The organism is Burkholderia sp. RF4-BP95 (genome assembly GCF_001521985.1).
GTDB lineage: Bacteria > Pseudomonadota > Gammaproteobacteria > Burkholderiales > Burkholderiaceae > Burkholderia > Burkholderia diffusa.
Window position 1 is genome coordinate 72,819 of record NZ_LOSX01000069.1, and the last position, 18,803, is coordinate 91,621.

General features: G+C 67.5%; 18 protein-coding genes. 5 read left to right on the forward strand and 13 right to left on the reverse strand.

Going from position 1 to position 18,803, the window contains the following annotated elements:
* From WS46_RS23080 to WS46_RS23095, 4 genes are all read right to left on the reverse strand, one after another.
* A complete protein-coding gene (locus tag WS46_RS23080; RefSeq protein ID WP_059534000.1) occupies window positions 1–906 on the reverse strand; it encodes a metal-dependent hydrolase in 906 nt (301 codons plus the stop codon).
* Window positions 903–1,841, reverse strand: a complete 939-nt coding sequence (locus WS46_RS23085; protein WP_059691884.1) for an SDR family oxidoreductase — start codon at window positions 1,839–1,841, stop codon at window positions 903–905. The genes WS46_RS23080 and WS46_RS23085 overlap by 4 nt, the downstream gene beginning before the upstream one ends.
* A 21-nt stretch (window positions 1,842–1,862) precedes the next feature.
* A complete protein-coding gene (locus tag WS46_RS23090) occupies window positions 1,863–3,440 on the reverse strand; it encodes an NAD(P)/FAD-dependent oxidoreductase (RefSeq protein ID WP_059691885.1) in 1,578 nt (525 codons plus the stop codon).
* Between the two features lie 243 nt (window positions 3,441–3,683).
* Window positions 3,684–4,358, reverse strand: a complete 675-nt coding sequence (locus WS46_RS23095; RefSeq protein WP_059691892.1) for a lysoplasmalogenase — start codon at window positions 4,356–4,358, stop codon at window positions 3,684–3,686.
* Here WS46_RS23095 and WS46_RS36565 point away from each other — a divergent pair.
* The gene (locus WS46_RS36565; protein WP_257130044.1) at window positions 4,348–4,470 is read left to right on the forward strand and encodes a hypothetical protein; all 123 of its coding nucleotides are present in this window, start codon (window positions 4,348–4,350) and stop codon (window positions 4,468–4,470) included. The two genes, WS46_RS23095 and WS46_RS36565, sit on opposite strands and share 11 nt — an antisense overlap.
* Before the next feature lie 318 nt (window positions 4,471–4,788).
* A complete protein-coding gene (gene speB, locus WS46_RS23100) occupies window positions 4,789–5,751 on the forward strand; it encodes an agmatinase (protein WP_059691893.1) in 963 nt (320 codons plus the stop codon).
* Window positions 5,752–5,914: 163 nt separating this feature from the next.
* On the opposite strand, the gene WS46_RS23105 is transcribed toward speB, so the two are convergent.
* From WS46_RS23105 to WS46_RS23130, 6 genes are all read right to left on the reverse strand, one after another.
* Entirely contained in the window at window positions 5,915–6,139 is a 225-nt protein-coding gene (locus WS46_RS23105; protein ID WP_059533995.1) for a hypothetical protein, read from the reverse strand.
* Between the two features lie 271 nt (window positions 6,140–6,410).
* On the reverse strand, window positions 6,411–6,614 hold the full coding sequence (locus WS46_RS23110; protein WP_059691886.1) for a cold-shock protein: 204 nt from the start codon (window positions 6,612–6,614) through the stop codon (window positions 6,411–6,413).
* A gap of 353 nt (window positions 6,615–6,967) precedes the next feature.
* Window positions 6,968–7,948, reverse strand: coding sequence for a sulfonate ABC transporter substrate-binding protein (locus WS46_RS23115; RefSeq protein ID WP_059691887.1), 981 nt, complete (start codon window positions 7,946–7,948; stop codon window positions 6,968–6,970).
* Window positions 7,949–8,071: 123 nt separating this feature from the next.
* Window positions 8,072–8,911, reverse strand: coding sequence for a MerR family transcriptional regulator (locus WS46_RS23120; RefSeq protein ID WP_059533989.1), 840 nt, complete (start codon window positions 8,909–8,911; stop codon window positions 8,072–8,074).
* 9 nt (window positions 8,912–8,920) lie between these two features.
* Window positions 8,921–9,481 carry a GNAT family N-acetyltransferase gene (locus WS46_RS23125; protein ID WP_059691888.1) on the reverse strand — a complete coding sequence of 187 codons (561 nt, stop codon included), beginning with the start codon at window positions 9,479–9,481 and terminating at the stop codon, window positions 8,921–8,923.
* Between the two features lie 95 nt (window positions 9,482–9,576).
* Window positions 9,577–10,497, reverse strand: a complete 921-nt coding sequence (locus WS46_RS23130; RefSeq protein WP_059691895.1) for a LysR family transcriptional regulator — start codon at window positions 10,495–10,497, stop codon at window positions 9,577–9,579.
* A 125-nt stretch (window positions 10,498–10,622) separates the two neighbouring features.
* Between WS46_RS23130 and WS46_RS23135 the strand changes: the two genes are divergently transcribed.
* Entirely contained in the window at window positions 10,623–11,621 is a 999-nt protein-coding gene (locus WS46_RS23135) for a quinone oxidoreductase (protein ID WP_059691894.1), read from the forward strand.
* 75 nt (window positions 11,622–11,696) lie between these two features.
* Here WS46_RS23135 and WS46_RS23140 read toward each other — a convergent pair whose 3' ends face one another.
* On the reverse strand, window positions 11,697–13,211 hold the full coding sequence (locus WS46_RS23140; protein WP_059691889.1) for an MDR family MFS transporter: 1,515 nt from the start codon (window positions 13,209–13,211) through the stop codon (window positions 11,697–11,699).
* Between the two features lie 228 nt (window positions 13,212–13,439).
* Here WS46_RS23140 and WS46_RS23145 point away from each other — a divergent pair, with 228 nt between their 5' ends.
* On the forward strand, window positions 13,440–14,999 hold the full coding sequence (locus WS46_RS23145; protein WP_059533983.1) for a methyl-accepting chemotaxis protein: 1,560 nt from the start codon (window positions 13,440–13,442) through the stop codon (window positions 14,997–14,999).
* A gap of 50 nt (window positions 15,000–15,049) precedes the next feature.
* Here the strand turns inward: WS46_RS23145 and WS46_RS23150 are convergent, their stop codons facing one another.
* A complete protein-coding gene (locus WS46_RS23150; RefSeq protein WP_059691890.1) occupies window positions 15,050–16,717 on the reverse strand; it encodes an ATP-dependent helicase in 1,668 nt (555 codons plus the stop codon).
* A 120-nt stretch (window positions 16,718–16,837) separates the two neighbouring features.
* Entirely contained in the window at window positions 16,838–17,692 is an 855-nt protein-coding gene (locus WS46_RS23155; protein WP_059464640.1) for a helix-turn-helix domain-containing protein, read from the reverse strand.
* Window positions 17,693–18,224: 532 nt separating this feature from the next.
* On the opposite strand from WS46_RS23155, the gene WS46_RS23160 reads away from it, so the two are divergent.
* Window positions 18,225–18,434 (forward strand): hypothetical protein, encoded by a 210-nt coding sequence (locus tag WS46_RS23160; RefSeq protein WP_059464641.1) that lies wholly within the window; start codon window positions 18,225–18,227, stop codon window positions 18,432–18,434.
* The last annotated feature ends 369 nt before the right edge of the window (window positions 18,435–18,803 follow it).

Consider the following 18,803-nt stretch of genomic DNA (forward strand, 5'->3'; position numbering starts at 1 on the left):
TCATGCCTGCGGAACCGGATGCAGCGGCACGCGGCGCGGGGCGGCCTGCGCGGCATGGCGCGCGTTGGTCGCGTCGATGTTCGCGAGCAGCGTGTCGAGCCCCTGCAGGTACTGATGGTTGTCGTGGTCCCATGGATGGAAGCCCGGGCGGAAGTAGTCGAGCCATTCGCGCGCGATGCTCGGGAACACGCCGTGCCTCGGGCTGTACAGGTACTTCACGAGGCGCCACATGCCGCCGAATCTGCCGTGTTCGCGACGGTGCGCGCGCATCAGGCGAACGTGGAAGTCGAACACGATCGCCCAGAACAATACCGTCGTCGTCAGCATCGTGCCCGTGCGCAGCAGGTAGCTGCCGAGGCCCGGCTTCATCACAGCGTTCCATACGTCGTACGACACCGCCTTGTGCTCGGTTTCCTCCATCGCGTGCCACATCCACATCTGCTGATAGCCTTCGACCGATCCGTCGATCCGGTGTTCGTGGCCCGACAGCAACTGGTTCGCGAGGATCGCCGTGTAGTGCTCGAGCGCGATCGTGATCGCGAGCTGCATCGAATGCGGCAGCGTCTTCTTGAAGAAGCCGAGGATCGTCCACAGCCGCTTGTCGAGCTTGTGCGCGGGCAGGCCGGACGACTGCAGCAGGTCGTTGTACTCGATGTGCTCGCGCGTGTGCATCGCTTCCTGGCCGATGAAGCCGAGCACCTGCTTCTTCAGCTCCGGATCCTCGATGCGGTCGCGGTAATTGCGCACCGAATCCATGAAGAAGCGCTCGCCGGCCGGGAACAGCAGCGACAGCGCGTTCATGAAGTGCGTGACGGGCACGCCCTGGACGTGCCAGTCCTTCGCGCGTTCGGGCGGCAGCGCGAAACGGATGTCGCGCCGCACCGGCATCATGTTCGGGGTCCTCATGATTGTTCTCCTCCCTGATTGCCTGCATTGTTGTAGGTGGCGTGAAGCGGTGCGGCCGCCGGTGCGCCGTAGCGGGCAGCCGCGCGGCGGGCCTTCGCGGCCTCGCGGCGCGTCGCGAGCACGACGAGCGCCTGGTACGCGGCCGGCAGGGTGCGCGCCATCCAGTCCGCCGCCTTCGCATCGCGGCCGATCAGCACGCGGCGCTTGTTCTTGCGCACGCCGGCGAGGATCGTGCGCGCGGCGTCGTCGGCGGTCGTGATGAAGAACTTCTCGAAGCTGTCCTTGCCTTGCTGCTCGCTCTCGACGATGAAGCCGACCATGTTCTTCGCGACGCGGCTCGATTGCGCGATGTTGGTGCGGATGCCGCCCGGATGCACGCAGGTGGCCGACACGCCGCACTTCATCATGTCGAGTTCCTGCCGCAGCGATTCGGTGAAGCCGCGCACCGCGAACTTGGTCGCGTTGTAGCCGCTCATCCCCGGCTGCGCGAAGATCCCGAAGATGCTCGACGTGTTGATCACGTGACCGTCGCCCGATGCCTTCAGGTGCGGCAGGAACGCCTTCGTGCCATGCACGACGCCCCAGAAATTGATGTTCACGATCCACTCGAGATCGCCGTATTCCATGCCTTCGATCGTGCTCGACAGCGCGACGCCCGCGTTGTTGAAGATGAGGTTGACCTTGTCGTGTTCCTGCGCGGTGTCGTCGGCCCACGCGAACATCGCGTCGCGGTCGCCGACGTCGAGCACGTGCGTCGACACGCGCACGTTCGGCGCGATCGCGCGGACGATCCGTTCGGTTTCGGCGAGGCCGACGCCGTTCTTGTCGGCGAGCGACACGTGGCAGCCGGCCTGCGCGAGCTGCACGGCGAGCGAGCGGCCCATGCCCGAGCCCGCGCCCGTGATCGCGGCGACCTTGTTGGCGAAATCTCTCATGTCGGTGGCTCCTTGTCTGACTCAGGCCGCTTCGGCGGAAGCGGAAGCGGCGGGCGCGACGGCGGGCCGCGTGCTCGTGTCGTGGTGCGGGGCGCGATACGCGTGGTAATCGGCGATCGAGAAGTGCGCGGTCGCCTGGCGGAAGCGCCAGGTGAAGCCCGGCCACAGCGTCGTGTTCTTGCCGGTGCGCGGATCGAGGTACCAGCTCTTGCAGCCGCCCGTCGACCAGATCGCCTTCTTCAGCTTGCCCTGCAGGTCGCTGTTGAACTGCGCCTCGACGAGCGGGCGCACCTCGATCGCATCCGCGCGTTCGCGGTGCATCGCGTTCAGCGCGCCGAGGATGTATTCGATCTGCGACTCGATCATGAACACCATCGAGTTGTGGCCGAGGCCGGTGTTCGGGCCGACGATCATGAAGAAGTTCGGGTAGCCCGGCAGCGTCGTGCCGAGATACGCGTGCGCGCCGTCGCGCCAGGCGTCGACGATGTCGAGGCCGCCGCGGCCGACGATCGCGCCGCGCGGAAACGGATCGGCGACCTGGAAGCCCGTGCCGTAGATCAGGCAGTCGACTTCATGGCGGCGGCCGTCGGTCGTCACGACCGCGTCGGCTTCGATATGGTCGATGCCGGTCGTGATCACGTCGATGTTCTTGCGCGACAGCGCCGGGTAGTAGTCGTTCGAGATCAGCACGCGCTTGCAGCCGAGCGTGTAGTTCGGCGTGACGGTCTTGCGCAGTTCCGGATCGGGAATCTGCTTGCGGATATGGCGCAGCGCGAGCTTCTGCACGTTCTTCATCAGCGACGGATGGATCGCGAAGCCGAGCACGCGCGATTCGAGCATCCAGTAGATGCTGCTGCGCACCGCCTTCTGCGTGAACGGCAGCGTGCGGAACAGCCATTTCTCGAAGCCGGTCAGGTTGCGGTCGGGCTTCGGCATGATCCACGGCGGCGTGCGCTGGAACAGCGCGAGTTCCTTCACGCGCGGTGCGATCTGCGGCACGAACTGGATCGCGCTCGCGCCGGTGCCGATCACCGCGACGCGCTTGCCTTCGAGCGCGTAGTCGTGATCCCACTGCTGCGAATGGAACGCGCGCCCCTTGAAGTTCTCGACACCGGGAATCGCCGGCAGCGCGGCGCGCGACAGCCCGCCCATCCCCGACACCAGCACGCGTGCCGACAGCCGCTTGCCGTTCGCGAACGTGAGGCGCCAGCGTTGCGCGGCCTCGTCGTATTCGGCGCGCTGCAGCTCGTGGTTCAGGCGCAGGTGCGGGCCGACGCCGAAGCGCTGCACGCAGTCTTCCAGGTAGGCGCGGATCTCGGGCTGCGGCGCGAACATGCGCGTCCAGCGCGGGTTCGGCGCGAACGAGAACGAATAGACGTGCGATTGCACGTCGCAGGCACACCCGGGGTAATGGTTGTCGCGCCATGTGCCGCCGACCGACGCCGCCTTCTCTAGCACGACGAAGTCGGTCACGCCTATCTGCCGCAGGCGAATGGCCATCCCGAGACCGGCGAAGCCGGTGCCGATGATGGCGATGTCGGTGGTTTCGTCCGGGCCGTCGTGGCCGGGCGGGCCGAAAGGCAACGTGCGAGCATTCATCCGGGTGTCTCCGATTTGGCTCATTTTCGAATGTTACATTGTTTGATGTAACGATAGTGGGTGAACCCGGAAACCGCAAGAGGCTAGAAGCGGCGCTCTAAGGGCCGGAAACCGCGTGGGAAAAGGCTCAGCGGGGTTTGGAACGGAGCGGTTTCCGCATTGCGGAATGCGCGGAAACGGCCGTCGGCAGGGCGGGAGAGGCGGGAGACGAGGCCGCCGACGTATGGCGGCCTGTTTGAAACACTATCGGGGACGGATCGAGCGGGCGGCCGTCTCATGGAAAACCCCGGCGACGATCGTGACCTGCGCGAGCGCATAGAGGCCCCAGATCAGGTAGTCGATGCCAGGAAAGCCGCCGAGGAAGCGCCCGACGCCGATCAGCGTGTCGGAGCCGACGAAGATCAGGCTGCCGACGGCGACCAGCGGGCCGTTCGTGCGGGCCGCGAGCGTGAAGCTCGCCATCGCGCACAGCACGAGCATATAGACGGCGACCGGCGCGAGCAGCTCGCCCAGGTGCGGAAGGAATGCCGCGTAGAACGCCGGCGCGGCGATCCACAGCCCGATCAGCGCGAGGATGCGCCAGCCGTGCGGCCGCGCGCGCCAGCGCACGAAGATCGCGCAATAACACAGATGCGTGAGCAGGAACGCGCCGAGGCCGAGGACGAACGACAGCGGCCAGTCGGGCAGCGCGAGCAGCACGTCGCCGAGCACGGCCGTGGCGAGGGCCGCGCACAGCCACGCACGTTCGCGCGGTGCCGCGCAGGTGCTGCCGGCTGCCAGCAGCAGGATGCCCATCGCGGCTTTCGCGACGGCCTGGCCGGGATAGGGCGCGGCGGCGAGCGACAGGCCGTACAGCAGCGCGGCGGCGACCGCGAGCGGCCAGAGCCGGCGATAGGTGGCGGGAAGCATGGCGATCAAGGCGGGTGTCTCCGGATTGTTGTTGTCCGCGGTGGACGGCGCGCCAGCGTGGGCGCGGCTGCAGGCCATTATCCGGAAGAACGGGCGGGTAAAAACCGGCGAATCCTTCTAGGCGCGGCATGGCGATGGTGCGACGGCGCGGCCGTGAGGCGGTGCCGGTTCGGGGCATGCGGCGTCGGTGCGCCTGCCGCCGCGCCGGTTGTTCCGATGCGTTTGCCCCGGTCGAACCGGGGCAGCGCCGAGATTTCGGCTTGCTATCATCGCCGCGTATCGACGTTGTCCCGCCCGGCCGCGCTACAGGGTTCGCAGGCCGGCGCGGCGGCCGCGCCCGGCGAGGGCATGCCGTCGCGTTTTCAATGAATCCGTGCCGGGTCCCGCCAGCGCACCGATGCAATGGCTGGGCCCGGTCTTCATGACCAACAGGTTCGACATGACCGAACTGCTCCACGGCGACGGCGCGATCCGTCGCACGACGCCATACGGCTCCTCGATCGAAAACACCTATGCGGGCGTACTGTCGTTCATGCGCCGCAACTATTCGCGCGTGCTCGACGGCGTCGACGTCGCGATTTCCGGCGTGCCGCTCGACCTCGCGACGACCTATCGCTCGGGCGCGCGGCTCGGGCCGGCCGCGATCCGCGCGGCGAGCGTGCAGCTCGCGGAGCTCCATCCGTATCCGTGGGGCTTCAATCCGTTCGACGATCTCGCGGCCGTCGATTACGGCGATTGCTGGTTCGATGCGCACAACCCGCTGTCGATCAAGCCGGCGATCGTCGAGCATGCGCGCACGATCCTGCGCTCGGGCGCGAAGATGCTGACGCTCGGCGGCGATCACTACATCACGTATCCGCTACTGGTCGCGCACGCGGAGCGCTACGGCAAGCCGTTGTCGTTGATCCACTTCGATGCGCACTGCGATACGTGGGCCGACGACGAGCCGGACAGCCTCAATCACGGCACGATGTTCTACAAGGCGGTGAAGGAAGGGCTGATCGATCCGGCGACGTCGGTGCAGGTCGGTATCCGCACGTGGAACGACGATTTCCTCGGGATCGAGCGGCTCGATGCCGCGTGGGTGCACGAGCATGGCCCGCGCGCGGCGGTGGAGCGGATCGTCGACATCGTCGGCGCGCGGCCCGCTTATCTGACGTTCGATATCGACTGTCTCGATCCGGCGTTCGCGCCCGGCACGGGGACGCCGGTCGCGGGCGGGTTGTCGTCCGCGCAGGCGCTCGCGATCGTGCGCGCGCTCGGCGCGGTGAATCTGGTCGGCGCGGATGTCGTCGAGGTTGCGCCTGCTTACGATCACGCGGACATCACCGCGATTGCCGCTGCGCATGTTGCGTGCGATTTGCTGTGTCTGTGGCGGCAGAAGAAGGTGGCGGGGCGTTGAAGCGGGGTAGGCCGGTGCGCACGGCGATGCAATGCAGAAGGCCGGCGGGCCGCCGGCCTTCTTTCATGTGTTGCGCGCAACTGCGGCGGATCAATGGCGGTGGATGGAATGCTTGTGGCGCATGTCCCGTGGAGGGTGCTTCCCGACTTACATGGTGTTGCCATTAACCCCGCGTGTCGACCCAGTTGCGTGCCCAGCGTGCCGAGTGTTGCAGCGCCTGTTTTTCGCTCGGGAAGTAATCGAGTGAATAGAACTGGTAGCGGCCTTCGCCGTGCGAACTATCCGTGCGTTCGAGCAGGAGGTTGGATGAAAAGCTACCGTCGGGCAAGCGATGCGCCGAGGGTTGGACGGCATAGCCGTTGTACTGTTGAATTCGTTTGGTTTGCATTTTAATTTTAATGATGTTCGAGTGCGCCCGTGCCGTGCGAAATGTGCACCGATTCAAAGCCATTGCGAGCTGAATCTAAAGCAATCGGAAAGCGCAAAAAAGGCGTTGCTGCCGGAGGGGAGAGTGAAGTGCAACGAGGCATGTGGCGCGTGGCAAGCATGCTGAACAAGCAGATGCAGCCAAGAGCGTTCGCGCCAACTTTAGGAGACGATGCTCCGTGAGGGTGTCGCTGCGACCCGGCATCCGTCGCGGGAGGCCGGGCCCTTCAAACTTACAGCGGCGTGATGTTGGCCGCTTGCAGACCCTTCGGGCCTTGCTTCGTTTCGAAGCTTACTTTTTGATTTTCAGCGAGCGTCTTGAAGCCGTCGGCTCGGATTTCGGAGAAGTGAGCGAAAAGGTCGTCGCCGCCCTTGTCCGGCGTGATGAAGCCAAAGCCTTTGCTGTCGTTGAACCACTTGACGATACCGGTATCCATGATAATTCCTTGAGAAAACAATACGAAGATCAGCTCTGTTGAAGAGCGCTTGAAGCGTCAAGGAGGGAGAGGACAACGAATACCGCTGGGGGAGCGAGAAATTGATGAACAGCAATCGGACTTCTTGGACTTCGGCGTACACACTAACTTCCGGCGATTCCGGAGTCAATGGATAACTTGTAACTGTGTTACTTGGCAGTCCGTTTGAAGGCCAGGAAGTCTGGCCCGACGCATAGCCGACGCGGAGAGAAGCACTCCGACCCTGGTTGTGGCCGAATGCGTCCCTTCCGATGAGCGTTTCCTGGAGTAGATGGCACCCGTCGGCCTGTTCCGAATGAGCCGCGCGCCGCGTGTTACTTCGCCGCCAGCGCAGTTGTCACGCGCTTGTCCGTCCACGCGTTATCCGCGACGCTCAGCTTCTGCGGAATCAGCTTCGCGGCGTAGAACGCATCGGCCACCCCCTGCTGCACCGCGACGATCTTCTCGTCGACCGGCACCGCACCGAACGGCACACGCTTGAGCCACGTTTCCACGAGCGGCAGCGGCAGCCCGACCTTCGGCGCGATCAGCGCGGCGGTTTCGGCCGGGTGCCCGTTGACCCACAACCCCGTCTCACGCGCCTGCTTCAGGATCGCGCCGACGATGTCGGCATGTTGCTCCGCGAAATCACGTGTCGCCTCGTAGAAGTTGTTCGCGGGCGTGAGGCCCGTGTAGTCGGACAGCGTGCGGATCTTCAGCGAATTCTGCGCGGCCGCGTAGTACGGGTCCCACACGGCCCACGCGTCGACGTTGCCGCTCTCGAACGCGGCGCGCGCGTCGGCGGGCGGCAGGTACACGGGGCGGATTTCGTCGTAGCGCACGCCGGCTTTTTTCAGCGCTTCGAGCAGCAGGTAGTTCGCGCTCGAGCCTTTCTGCAGCGCGACCTTCTTGCCGCGCAGGTCGGCGAGCGAGCGGACCGGCGAATCGGCTTTCACGAACACGGCTTCGTTGTGCGGTGACGGCGGTTCCGCGCCGACGTACACGAAGCGCACGCCGGCCGCTTGCGCGAACACCGGCGGCGGCGCGCCCGTATAGCCGAAGTCGATGCTGTTCGCGTTCAGTGCCTCGAGCAGTTGCGGGCCGGCCGGGAATTCGAACCACTGGACGTTGTAGCCGAGCGGCTTGAGGCGCGCTTCGAGCGACCCCTGCGCCTTGATGACCGACAGCAGGCCGGCCTTCTGATAACCGATGCGCACGACCTTGTCGGCGCCGCCCTGCGCGAAAGCCGACGTGGCTGCAGCGGCGACGAGCGCCGTCGCGGCGGCGCGGGTGATCCAGCGGGTGAAACGAATCATCGAACGGACTCCATGCGAAACGTCTTCGGGGAGCGGCGCGTGCCGCTCGGTTGGAAGAATCGTCGCATGGGCGGTCGGGCCCGCAAACGAAGCATTGCCGATATGAATATGACGCCGGCGGTCCTATGCTTTGTCGCCGCCGTCTTGCGGATCCGGCGTGCCGGCCTGGCGCGCGGCTTCGTCGCTGAGCTTCCTGTCGAGGATCGTCGCGACGCGGCCGCCGAGATAGGCGCTTGCCGCGGTCTCGAGCGCGCGGTTCGTCTCGCCTTCGACGAACACGGCTGCGAGCGGGCGCAGGCGCCAGATCGCGTCGACGAGCGCGGGCACGTCGGTGACCGGCGGCAGCGTGCCGGCGTCGTAGCGGTCGAGCCGCTTCACGACGAGATCGACGAGCAGCCGCGCGATCGCGTCGAAATGCGGCCGCGCGAGGCTGATCACGTCGAGCAGCTCGCGCGGCGGGATGCCTTCCTTCGTCATCGCGGCGGCGGCTTCGAGCAGCGCGGGGCTCTTCGCGACGAACGACAGGCCGCGCCGTTCGAGCAGCCCGAGTTCGGTCACGCGCGACAGTTGCGACGCCGTCTGCGGGCCGAACATCTGCGCGAGTTGCGCGAGCGAATAGGTCTTCGGCAGTTCGTGCGACCAGCGGCCGCCGATCGCGTTTTCCAGGCCGAGGATCGAACGCAGGTCGTGACCTTCGTCGATCGCCATGATCAGGTCCTGGATGTTCGACAGCGTGTAGCCGCGCGCGAGCAGGTGGTTGATCAGCTTCAGGCGGGCGACGTGCGTGTCGTCGTAGATGCCGACGCGCCCGCGCTTCTCGGGCGGTGCGAGCAGTCCGCGATCCTGGTATGCACGGACGTTGCGCACGGTCGTGTCGGACACGCGCGCGAGTTCGTCGACCGTGTACTCGTTGCGGGAATCCGGTGCGGCCTCGTCTGGCATGGTTTGAGTCTGTTTTGGCATGCGGCCATTCTAGCGCGACGCGACAGGCTCGGGCGACGCGGGAAGTGTGCATGCGCCGTCGCCGAGCGCGCGCTGCATCAGCGCGGTATCGATCCAGCGGCCGTGCTTGAACCCGACCGCTTTCAGCACGCCCGCGGGCTCGAAACCGAATGCGCTGTGCAGCGACGTCGAGCCGCCGCTGCCGCCGTCGGCGATCACCGCGATCATCTGCCGCCACGGGCCGGTCTCGCACCGTGCGATCAGCGCCGCGAGCAGCGCGCGGCCGATGCCGCGGCCGCGCTGCGCGTCGTCGATGTAGATCGAATCCTCGATCGTATGGCGGTACGCGCTGCGCGTGCGATACGGCGTCGCATACGCGTAGCCGGCGATGCGGCCGTCGCATTCCGCGACGAGATAGGGCAGCCCGTGACGCAGCACCGCGTCGCGGCGCGCGCGCAGTTCGTCGACGTCGGGCGGCGTCTCCTCGAACGACGCGACGCTGTGGCGCACATGATGTGCATAGATCGCGTGAATGGCGGCAAGATCGGCATCGGTCGCGTCGCGGACGACGCAGGCGGGGGCGGCGGGCATGGTGGCGGAGCGGGCGGACGAAACCGTTACTATGCCCGCCGCGCGGCCGCGCCGTAAAGGCATGGGTCGCGTCGCGCGGTCGGGAGAAGCCGAGCCTACAAATGGCCGTCCGCGTCACGAACCGCGTCGGCGATGGCATCCGCGACGCGTTGTACGCGCGGCGAGCGCCGCACGTCCGGGTGCACGACGAGCCAGATCTCGCGCTCGACATCGCAACGGGGCGCGGACGTCAACTCGACGAGCGCGGCGGCGGTCGACAGCGACGGATCGGCCAAAGCCGGCGTGCCCGCGTCCGCATCCGCCTCCGTCGCCGACGTGTCGACGAGAAAGCGCGGCAGCAACGCGACGCCCGCGCCGGCCACGCACGCACGATGCAGCGCGGCGAGGTCGTTGGCGATGAACGCGAAGCGGCGCCCGGCCGCGAAGCGTTCGAGCCATTGCTGCTGCGGCATTTGCGCGAGTGCGTCGTCGTAGCCGAGGAATGCCCAGGTGTCGGGCGGCGCGGCGGCCCAGTCGGGCGATGCGCACAGCGCGAAGCGCATCGTGCCGAGCCGGCGCGCGGCCAGCCCCGGCTCGCTCGGCCGCGACAGGCGCACCGCGAGGTCGGCTTCGCGCGCGTACAGATTGGCCGCGTGCATCTCGCCCATCAGGTCGATCCGCAGCGCGGGCCATGCGCGCTGCGCGCGGGCGAGCCGCGGCGCGAGGAAGTGGCTCGCGAACACCGGCGACGCCGACACGCGCACGACACCGTCGAGCGCCGCCGCCCCCTGCGCGGCGCGCGCGAACGCATGCACGTCGGCTTCGACGCGCGCGGCATGCTCGGCGAGGTGCAGGCCTTCGTCGGTCGGCGGCCAGCCGCGCGGCAGCCGGTCGAACAGCCGGATGCCGAGCGCGGACTCCAGCGCATCGATGCGCCGGGCGACCGTCGAGTGCTGGACCTGCAGCGCCCGCGCGGCGGCCGACAGGCTGCCGCCGCGCATCACCGCCAGGAAATAGCGGAGGTCGTCCCAGCTCATCGGCAGCGCGGGCGCCGGCGTCGGATCGGTCGAATTTTGCACAATAGATGGGCGTGAAACGGGAATTCCGATCGATTATGCACGATGCGATGATCGTGTCACATCATTCGATTGTGAGGAACGTCATGACCCAAACTGCCACCGCCACCCGGATCGGGATCGACCGCTACGGCGACGCCGGCGTGCTGCGCCGCTTCGATGCGCCTGTGGTGCCGCCCGGCGCGGGCGCGGTGCGGATTCGCCAGACCGCCGTCGGCGTGAATTTCGTCGACATCTATTTCAGGACCGGCGCGCATCCGTTGCCGGCATTGCCGGACGCGCTCGGTGTCGAGGCAGCCGGCGTGGTCGATGCGGTCGGGCCCGGCGTGACGGGGCTGGTGCCGGGCCAGCGCGTCGCGTATGCGGGGCTGCCGACCGGCAGCTACGCGAGCGTGCGCACGCTGCCTGCCGAGCGTGCGGTGCCGGTGCCCGACGGCGTGAGCGACGACGCGGTCGCGGCCGGGCTGCTGAAAGGCATCACGGTCTACATGCTGTTGCACCGCGTGCGCCAGGTGGCGGCCGGCGACACCGTCCTCGTGCACGCGGCGGCCGGCGGCGTCGGGTTGCTGGCGACGCAGTGGGCGCGCGCGCTCGGCGCGCGGGTGATCGGCACGGTCGGCTCGGCCGCGAAGGCGGCACTGGTGCGCGCGCGTGGGGCGGAAGTGGTGGTCGACTATCGCGAGGCGGATTTCGTCGCGGCGGCCCGTGCGTTCGGCGGCGGCGCGGGCGTCGACTATGCAATCGACGGGATCGGCGGCGATGTGCTGACGCGTACGCTTGGCGCGGTCCGGCCGTTCGGGATGGTCGCGAGCATCGGGCAGGTCGCCGCGATCGGAACCCGGCAGACGGTCGACCTCGACGAACTCGGCCCGGCCCGCTCGATCGCGCTGGCGCGGCCGAGCGTGCTGGGTTTCATCGCGCGTGACGTGGCGGGGTATCGCGAGGCGGCGCACGCGACGCTCGAACGGTTCGCGGGCGGGATGCACGTGGAGATCGGCGCGCGGCTGCCGCTCGAGCAGGCGGCCGACGCGCATCGCTTGCTGGAATCGCGACAGACGACGGGCGGGGTGGTGCTGGTGCCGTGACGGCGGACCGCGCGTCGTGACCGGTCGTCCCGACGGGCAGGCGGCGGTGCCACGGTGCCGCTGCGTGCCCGCCGGTCAGTGATGCTTGCGCAGCGGCGCGCTCTCGACGAACCACGCGAGCACGAAGGCGATCGCAATCACGCCCGCGGCCGAGAGGTACACCACGTGCAGCGACCCGGCGAACGCGTGCAGGTACGCGTCGCGCACCGCGTCCGGCACCTGGTGCACGGCCGCCGGACCGAGGGCGGGCGGCAGCTCCGTGCCGGCCGGCAGTGCCTGCGTGATCCGCGACTGCAGCCCGTGCGAGAACAGCGCGCCGAATGCGGCGACGCCGAGCGAGCCGCCGATCGAGCGGAACAGCGTCGCGCCCGACGTCGCGACCCCCATGTGCCGGAATTCGACGGTGTTTTGCACCGCGAGCGTGAGCACCGGCATCACCATGCCGAGCCCGATCCCGAGCAGCGCCATGTACGCGTACATCGTGTGCAGCGACGTGTCGAGCGACAGCGTCGACAACAGCGCCATCGCGATGCCGCCGATCAGCGTCCCTGCGATCGGGAATGGCCGATACGTGCCGAGCCGCGAGATCAGCCGGCCGCTCGCGACCGACATCGCGAGCATCCCGCCCATCATCGGCAGCAACTGCATGCCGGCCTGCGACGGCGTCGAGCCCTTCACGACCTGCAGATAGAGCGGAATGAACGTGACCGAACCGAACAGCGCGATGCCGACGACGAAGCCGATCAGGCTCATCAGCACGAAGGTGCGCTGGCGGAACAGTTCGAGCGGCATGATCGGCTCGGCCGCGAGCCGTTCCTCGTAGATGAAGCCGCCGACCGCGACGATGCCGAGCACCAGCGTCATCCACAGCTGCGGCGACGACCACGGCAGCAGCGAACCGCCTTCGCTCGTGAACAGGATCACGCAGGTGAGGGCTGTCGCGAGGAACGCGGCACCCATGTAGTCGATCCGGTGCTTCACGTGCGCGGTATGCGGCCGGAACGCGATGCCGATCACCGCGAGCGCGACGAAACCGAGCGGCAGGTTGATCGTGAAGATCCAGCGCCACGACAGATGTTCGACCAGGAAGCCGCCGAGCAGCGGCCCGATGATGGTCGCGAGGCCGTACACGCCGCCGAACATCCCCTGATAGCGCGCCCGGCGGTCGGGCGGCACGAGGTCGCCGATCGCGGCCATCGTGACGACCATCAGCCCGCCGCCGCCGAGCCCTTGCAGCGCGCGCAGCACGATCAGTTGCGTCATGTCCTGCGCCATGCCGCACAGCGCGGAACCGGCGAGAAACAACACGATTGCGGCCTGCAGCACGATCTTGCGGCCATACAGGTCGCCGAGCTTGCCGTATAGCGGCAGCACGACCGTCGACGACAGCAGGTACGCGGTGACGACCCACGACAACTGGTCGAGGCCGCCGAGCTCGCCAACGATGGTCGGCAGCGCGGTCGACACGATCGTCTGGTCGAGCGCGGACAGCAGCATGACGAGCAGCAGCGCGGCCACGATCAGCCCGGTCGGTGCGTCGCGGCGGGCCGCTTCGGCGGCCGGTGGGGTAAGGAGGGTATCGGTTCTCATCGAGATATCTGCCGTGGCAGGGAATTGACCGGAATATAGAGGCAAGTTATTGCCTGGTCAATTTCTGCCGAGCCTTGATTTGTTGCATCGGTAACAGAAGATTGCCGACCGGAAAATTGATCGCGATCAGCCCGACAAAAGGCAGGGCTCAAGTTTTTTGCAGGCAAACCGTAATCCAGAGTGCCGCGGACCGATTGCTGCGGCACTCTTTACCGCTCACGTCCCGTCATGAACCTGAACGCCCTGTTTTCCCGCTTCTCGATCCGCACGCGGATTTTTTCCACGCTCGGCCTCGTCGCCGCGCTGCTCGTCGTATCGGGCCTGATCGGCCTGACCGGCATGCAGCGCTCGAACCGCGCGCTCGATGAAGCCTATACGCGCGAGCTGGCCGCGAAGACCGCGCTGTCCGCCGCGAACCTGAACCTCACGATCGTGCGCACCACGCTCGACCGCGCGCTGCTGCATCCCGAGGCGCCCGAAGTGCCCGATCTCGTCAGCAAGGCCGAGAACTATCTCGCGAAGGCCGACGCCGCGTGGCGCACTTACGCGACGATGCCGCACGACGGCGACGAAGGCCCGCTTGCGACGCGGCTCGACACCGCGCGCCAGGCGCTGATCGGACAGGCGTTGAAGCCGATGATCGACGCGATCCGCGCGGGCCATCGCGACGATGCCGACCGGCTGCTGATGACGGTCGCGCCGCCGCTGTCGGTCGCGCTCACGCAGGCGACCGATGCGCTCGACGCGTACCAGGCCGCGCGCGGCAAGGACGTCTACGACACCGCGCAGACCTATTACGGCTGGATGCGCGCGGGCGCGATCGCCGGCATTGCGTTCGGTCTGGCCGCGTGCCTTGGCTGCGCGATCGGCCTGCATTTCGCGATCACGCAACCGGTGAACCGTCTGCTGTCGCATTTCCGCCGCCTGTCGGACGGCGACCTGACGTCGGAAGTGCGCTGGTCGTCGCGCGACGAGATGGCCGAGCTGGTCAAGGGCGTGACGGGCATGCAGCGCAGCCTCGCCGATACGGTGCGTCAGGTCACCCAGGGCTCCGAAGCGATCTCGACCGCGACGCACCAGATCGCGGCCGGCAACACCGACCTGTCGCAGCGCACCGAGGAGCAGGCGTCCGCGCTGCAGGAAACGGCCGCGAGCATGGAACAGCTGACGGCGACCGTGAAGCAGAACGCCGATCACGCGGTCGAGGCGCAGGCGTGCGCGGACAACGCGAGCGAGATCGCGACGCGCGGCGCGACGGTCGTCGGCGAAGTGATCGGCACGATGAACGAGATCGACCAGAGCTCGCAGAAGGTGGCCGACATCATCGGCACGATCGAGGGCATCGCGTTCCAGACCAACATCCTTGCGCTGAATGCGGCGGTCGAAGCCGCGCGCGCGGGCGAGCAGGGCCGCGGCTTCGCCGTGGTGGCGGGCGAGGTGCGCACGCTCGCGCAGCGCTCGGCGTCGGCCGCGAAGGAGATCCGCACGCTGATCGGCGAGTCGGTCGAGCGTGTCGCGACGGGGTCGCGGCTGGTCGGCGTGGCCGGCGCGACGATGCAGGACATCCAGCAGGCGATCGGCCGCGTGACGGGCATCATGACCGAGATCGCGGCCGCGTCGAACGAGCAGCGCGACGGGATCGAGCAGGTGAATCGCGCGGTGTCGCAGATGGATCAGGTGTCGCAGCAGAACGCGGCGCTGGTCGAGCAGGCGGCGGCCGCCGCCGCTTCGCTCGAGGAGCAGGCCGACGGCTTGCGCCGGGCGGTGGGGGCGTTCCGCGTCGCGTGACGCGCTGGCGGGCGGGGCGTCGGTTCCACGCGCCCCCGCCGCCCGCCGTGTCAGCTGCTTGTGAGCTGCGCGGCCGAGCGCGCCGACGCGACGAGCAGCAGCTTCATCGTCGCGCGCGTCGCGCCGACGAACAACTTGCGGGCCGCGCGCGCATCGAGCGTGTCGAAGTCGATCTCGGTGAGGATCACGCACGGCGCGGACTGCCCCTTGAAGCGATAGATCGAATCGAGCAGCACGTCGCCTTCGCGATATTCAGGGTTGCCGAACAGGTCGTACTTGCCCGTGAAGCGCTTGACCCGATGCGGGCCGAGCTGGTCGAGCCGCGCGAGCACCGAGCTTTCGCGGCCGCGATACGACAGCACCGCGATGTCCTGCTTGCGAAAGCCGAGCGACAGCGCGTGCGTGATCGCGCGCTTGGTCGCGTCGATGCACGCGTCGGCGAGCGCGTCGCCCGCCGCGCCGTCTTCCCCGTATGACGACACCGACGGATCGGAACCGTCGAACGGGCTGCCCGAGCGCAGTTCGGCCGCGAGCGGCTCGACGCGGCCGACCACGTCGCGCACGAATTCGAGCAGGTCGCGCGGGCTGCGGTAATTCGTCAGCGCCTTCAGCGTGACCCAGCCGGGCAGCGCGACGGGCTCGCGCAGATAAAGGTTCTGAAGCGGGTCTTCCAGCCACCACCATGCGCCGTTCGGCGCCAGCAGGCGCTCCAGCGCCGCCGCCCACGGCGCGTGGAAATCCTGTCCCTCGTCGACGATCAGCACATCGAAGCGCCAGCGTTCCGGCACCGGCGCTTCCGCGAAGCGCGCCTCGAGCCGCTCGAACGCGCCGGGCGCGTCGAAGTCGGGCGTATAGCCGCCGTCGCGGGCCACCCAGTCGCACAGCTGATGGTAGTTCGCGATCGTCGCGCCGGGCGGCGCGATGCGCGCGATGTAGTCGGCGAGCGGCCGGTTGAAGCATACGTAAAGCATGCGCTTGCCGGCCGCGACCGCGTCGCGCATCGCCTGCACGGCGAGCTGCGTCTTGCCCGAACCCGCGGTGCCCGTCACGCGCAAGCGGAACGGCGTGAACTCGAGCTGGCGCGCCCACGCGGCGAGCCCGCCCGACAGCCGCGTGACGAGCGTGCCGGCCTGCCCGACGAGCGCGCTCGTGTCGGGCGTGAGCGCCAGCTCGTCCGCGAGGAAATGATGCAGCTTCGCGGCGTTCGGCAACGGTTCGTCGTGCTCGGGCAGGATCTGCAGGATTGCCTGCGCGAGCTGCGCCTTGCGCGATGCGTCGACGATGCGGTCGGCCGCGACGCCGGCGATCGCCGTCTCGCGGATCGAGTAGTCGGGGCAGTACAGCAGCGCCTCGACGCCATAGACGCCCGCGCCGAGCGCGGCGGTCAGGCGCCTGTGCAGCGTCTCCTGCGTGCGCGCAAGCTGGATCGGGACGTTGCGCTCCTTCTGCAGGTAGACCTTCACGAGCCCCTTCGGCGTTTCGCGCAGGAAGCCGGCCTTCTGCTCGATCAGCAGCACGCGGCCGGACGGGCTCACGACGACGAACGCCGCTTCGCCGAACACCGAGAAGCCCTGGTCGGCACGCGTCCAGTGCACGCCGTGATAGACGGTGTAGCTGTCCGGCAGCGCGTGTTCGAGGGCGGCAAGCGTCTCGCGCTCGCGTTCGGCCGCACCGGTGGCGGCGAGGCTTTTCCAGTCGTCGGGAATGAGGCGGGCCATGAGGTCGGGCGGCTGAGGCCGGTCGTGAACAGGGTCCGGCTATTGTACTGAGGAACCTGTTCACGGCCGCCGCGCCGCGCGGGCGCCGGCCATGCGAAAGAGGGGGCGTGCGTGCGGGAATTACCCGCGTGCGAGCCGCTTCGCGAGATCGGCGCTGAGGATCGCCATGCGTGCGGGTTTTTCGTAGCAGACGACGTCGAATGCGCGGATCACTTCGCTGATGTCCGCTTCGCTCGCGCGGCCCGTGAGCAGGTCGCCCGTCAGCACGAAGATGGGCGCGCCCGGATTGTCGGACGTGCGCACCGCCTTGATCGCGGTGGCGGCCGTGCTGTCGTCGAACAGCCATTCGGTGACGACCGCATCGAACGCCTGGCCCTGCAGCGCGTCGACGAACGGCGCGAGGCCGTCGAATGCGGCCGTCGCGAAACCTTGCCGCTCGAGATAGCGGCACAGCTCGGTCGCGCTGACGCGATCGGGATCGATCACCGCGACGACGAGCTTGTCGCTCTCCGCGCGGCGCGGATAGATCTCGATCTTGTGCACGTCGTACGCGTTCTGGTACAGCACGCCCGTGTGGCGCAGCACGCGCCAGCGGCCGTTCTGTTCGTACGCGACGAACTCGGGGCGCGCGCCGGCTTCGAGCGGCGCGCCGATCCAGGCGGTGCACGGAATTTCGGCGACACCGGCGTACAGGACGGCTTCCTGCGAATAGGCGCCGACCATGCCGGGGTCGAGCGTCTGCGCGCCGAACAGTTGAGCGGCGGGCTCGCCGTACGCTTCGGCGACTTTCTTGATCTGCGCGAGCGTCCAGGGGCTGCTGCCGCGCAGTTTGCGGTGACCTTGCGAAAAGCTCAGGTCGAGGATGCGGCACAGCTCGGTGGTTTGCTGGCGCTTGCCGATGCCGTTGCGAGTCATCAGCTCGCGCACGCGCTCGGCAACCGCGAGGGAATCCGTGGTGATTGCTTCAGTGGTCATGCTACGGGAACGGATCGTGACGTTCAGAACGACGCCTTGCGGCAGTCTCGGCGGACAGTCTTGACGACGTCCAGGGGGCGAGCCGACCGGCCACGCGCGGAAAAGATAACTTTACCGCAAAACGACTGCCATTCCATGGCGCAAAAGGTGCGTTTCTGTGAAAGGTGTGTCACGACGTTACGCGCGATCCGGCGGCGTGTGCCATGCGCTGCTGGCCCGTTCGCAACCTTCAGGCGCGGATCGCGAGGGGCCGGGACAGGATTCTTCGTCCGGCAGTACGGAATCGCATCGCGCTGCCAACGAAATGCACCAGAGCAGGGCACGTTCGTGATTGGAATCGCGGCATCGGGCCATCCTGAGCGCGACGAATTTTTACAGGACGTCGTGCGTCGGGCTCGACGCAGCGCATCTTATACGCGGATCGTTTGACGGTTTACTCTAATGAAACCGATGCTGCCCCGTTTCGGGAGCGGGGGTGAATGCGGCGCGGGCCCATGCTACGATTTCGCCGTCTCAAAATAGTGTTGAAGCGATGCAGAAGAAATTTGTGATGCGCGGGTACGAGATGAACTGCGAACCGCGCGTGACGGAGGACGGCAAGTACGCCGCCCAGGTCGAGGTCACGAAGCTGGGTTTCAGCCGCGAGGCGGCATTCCGCAAGCTGGGCGAATTCGATACCGAAGCGGATGCCGTCGCCTATGCGAAGAAGTTCTCCGAGGAGTGGCTGAGCCGCTACGCGTAGCGCGTCGTTCGCCCGTGCAGGGCGGGCACGCTCATTCACGGCGAAAAACACGACGGACGTTCCGAATGCCCGGCGTGGATGGCATCGGCGAAGCACCGCAGGATCGTCGATTGCACGGCGCTCCCCCATGTTCCATCTGTTGAGAAGTGCGAACCGATAGATCGCGCACGCGCCGGCGCGACCATCGATCGATGGCGGCCGAATGCAGTCGACCTACGCCGGCATGTACGTGAACGGTTCGCCATCCTCCCGCTCGACCGACAGCAGCCGCTTGAGTTGATCGAGCGCGAACAGCTGTAATGGGATGGTCACCCCCACCTCTCAGCGAGTAGGCTGCTGAGAACTTTCCCCGGGAGGTCGTTGCCATGG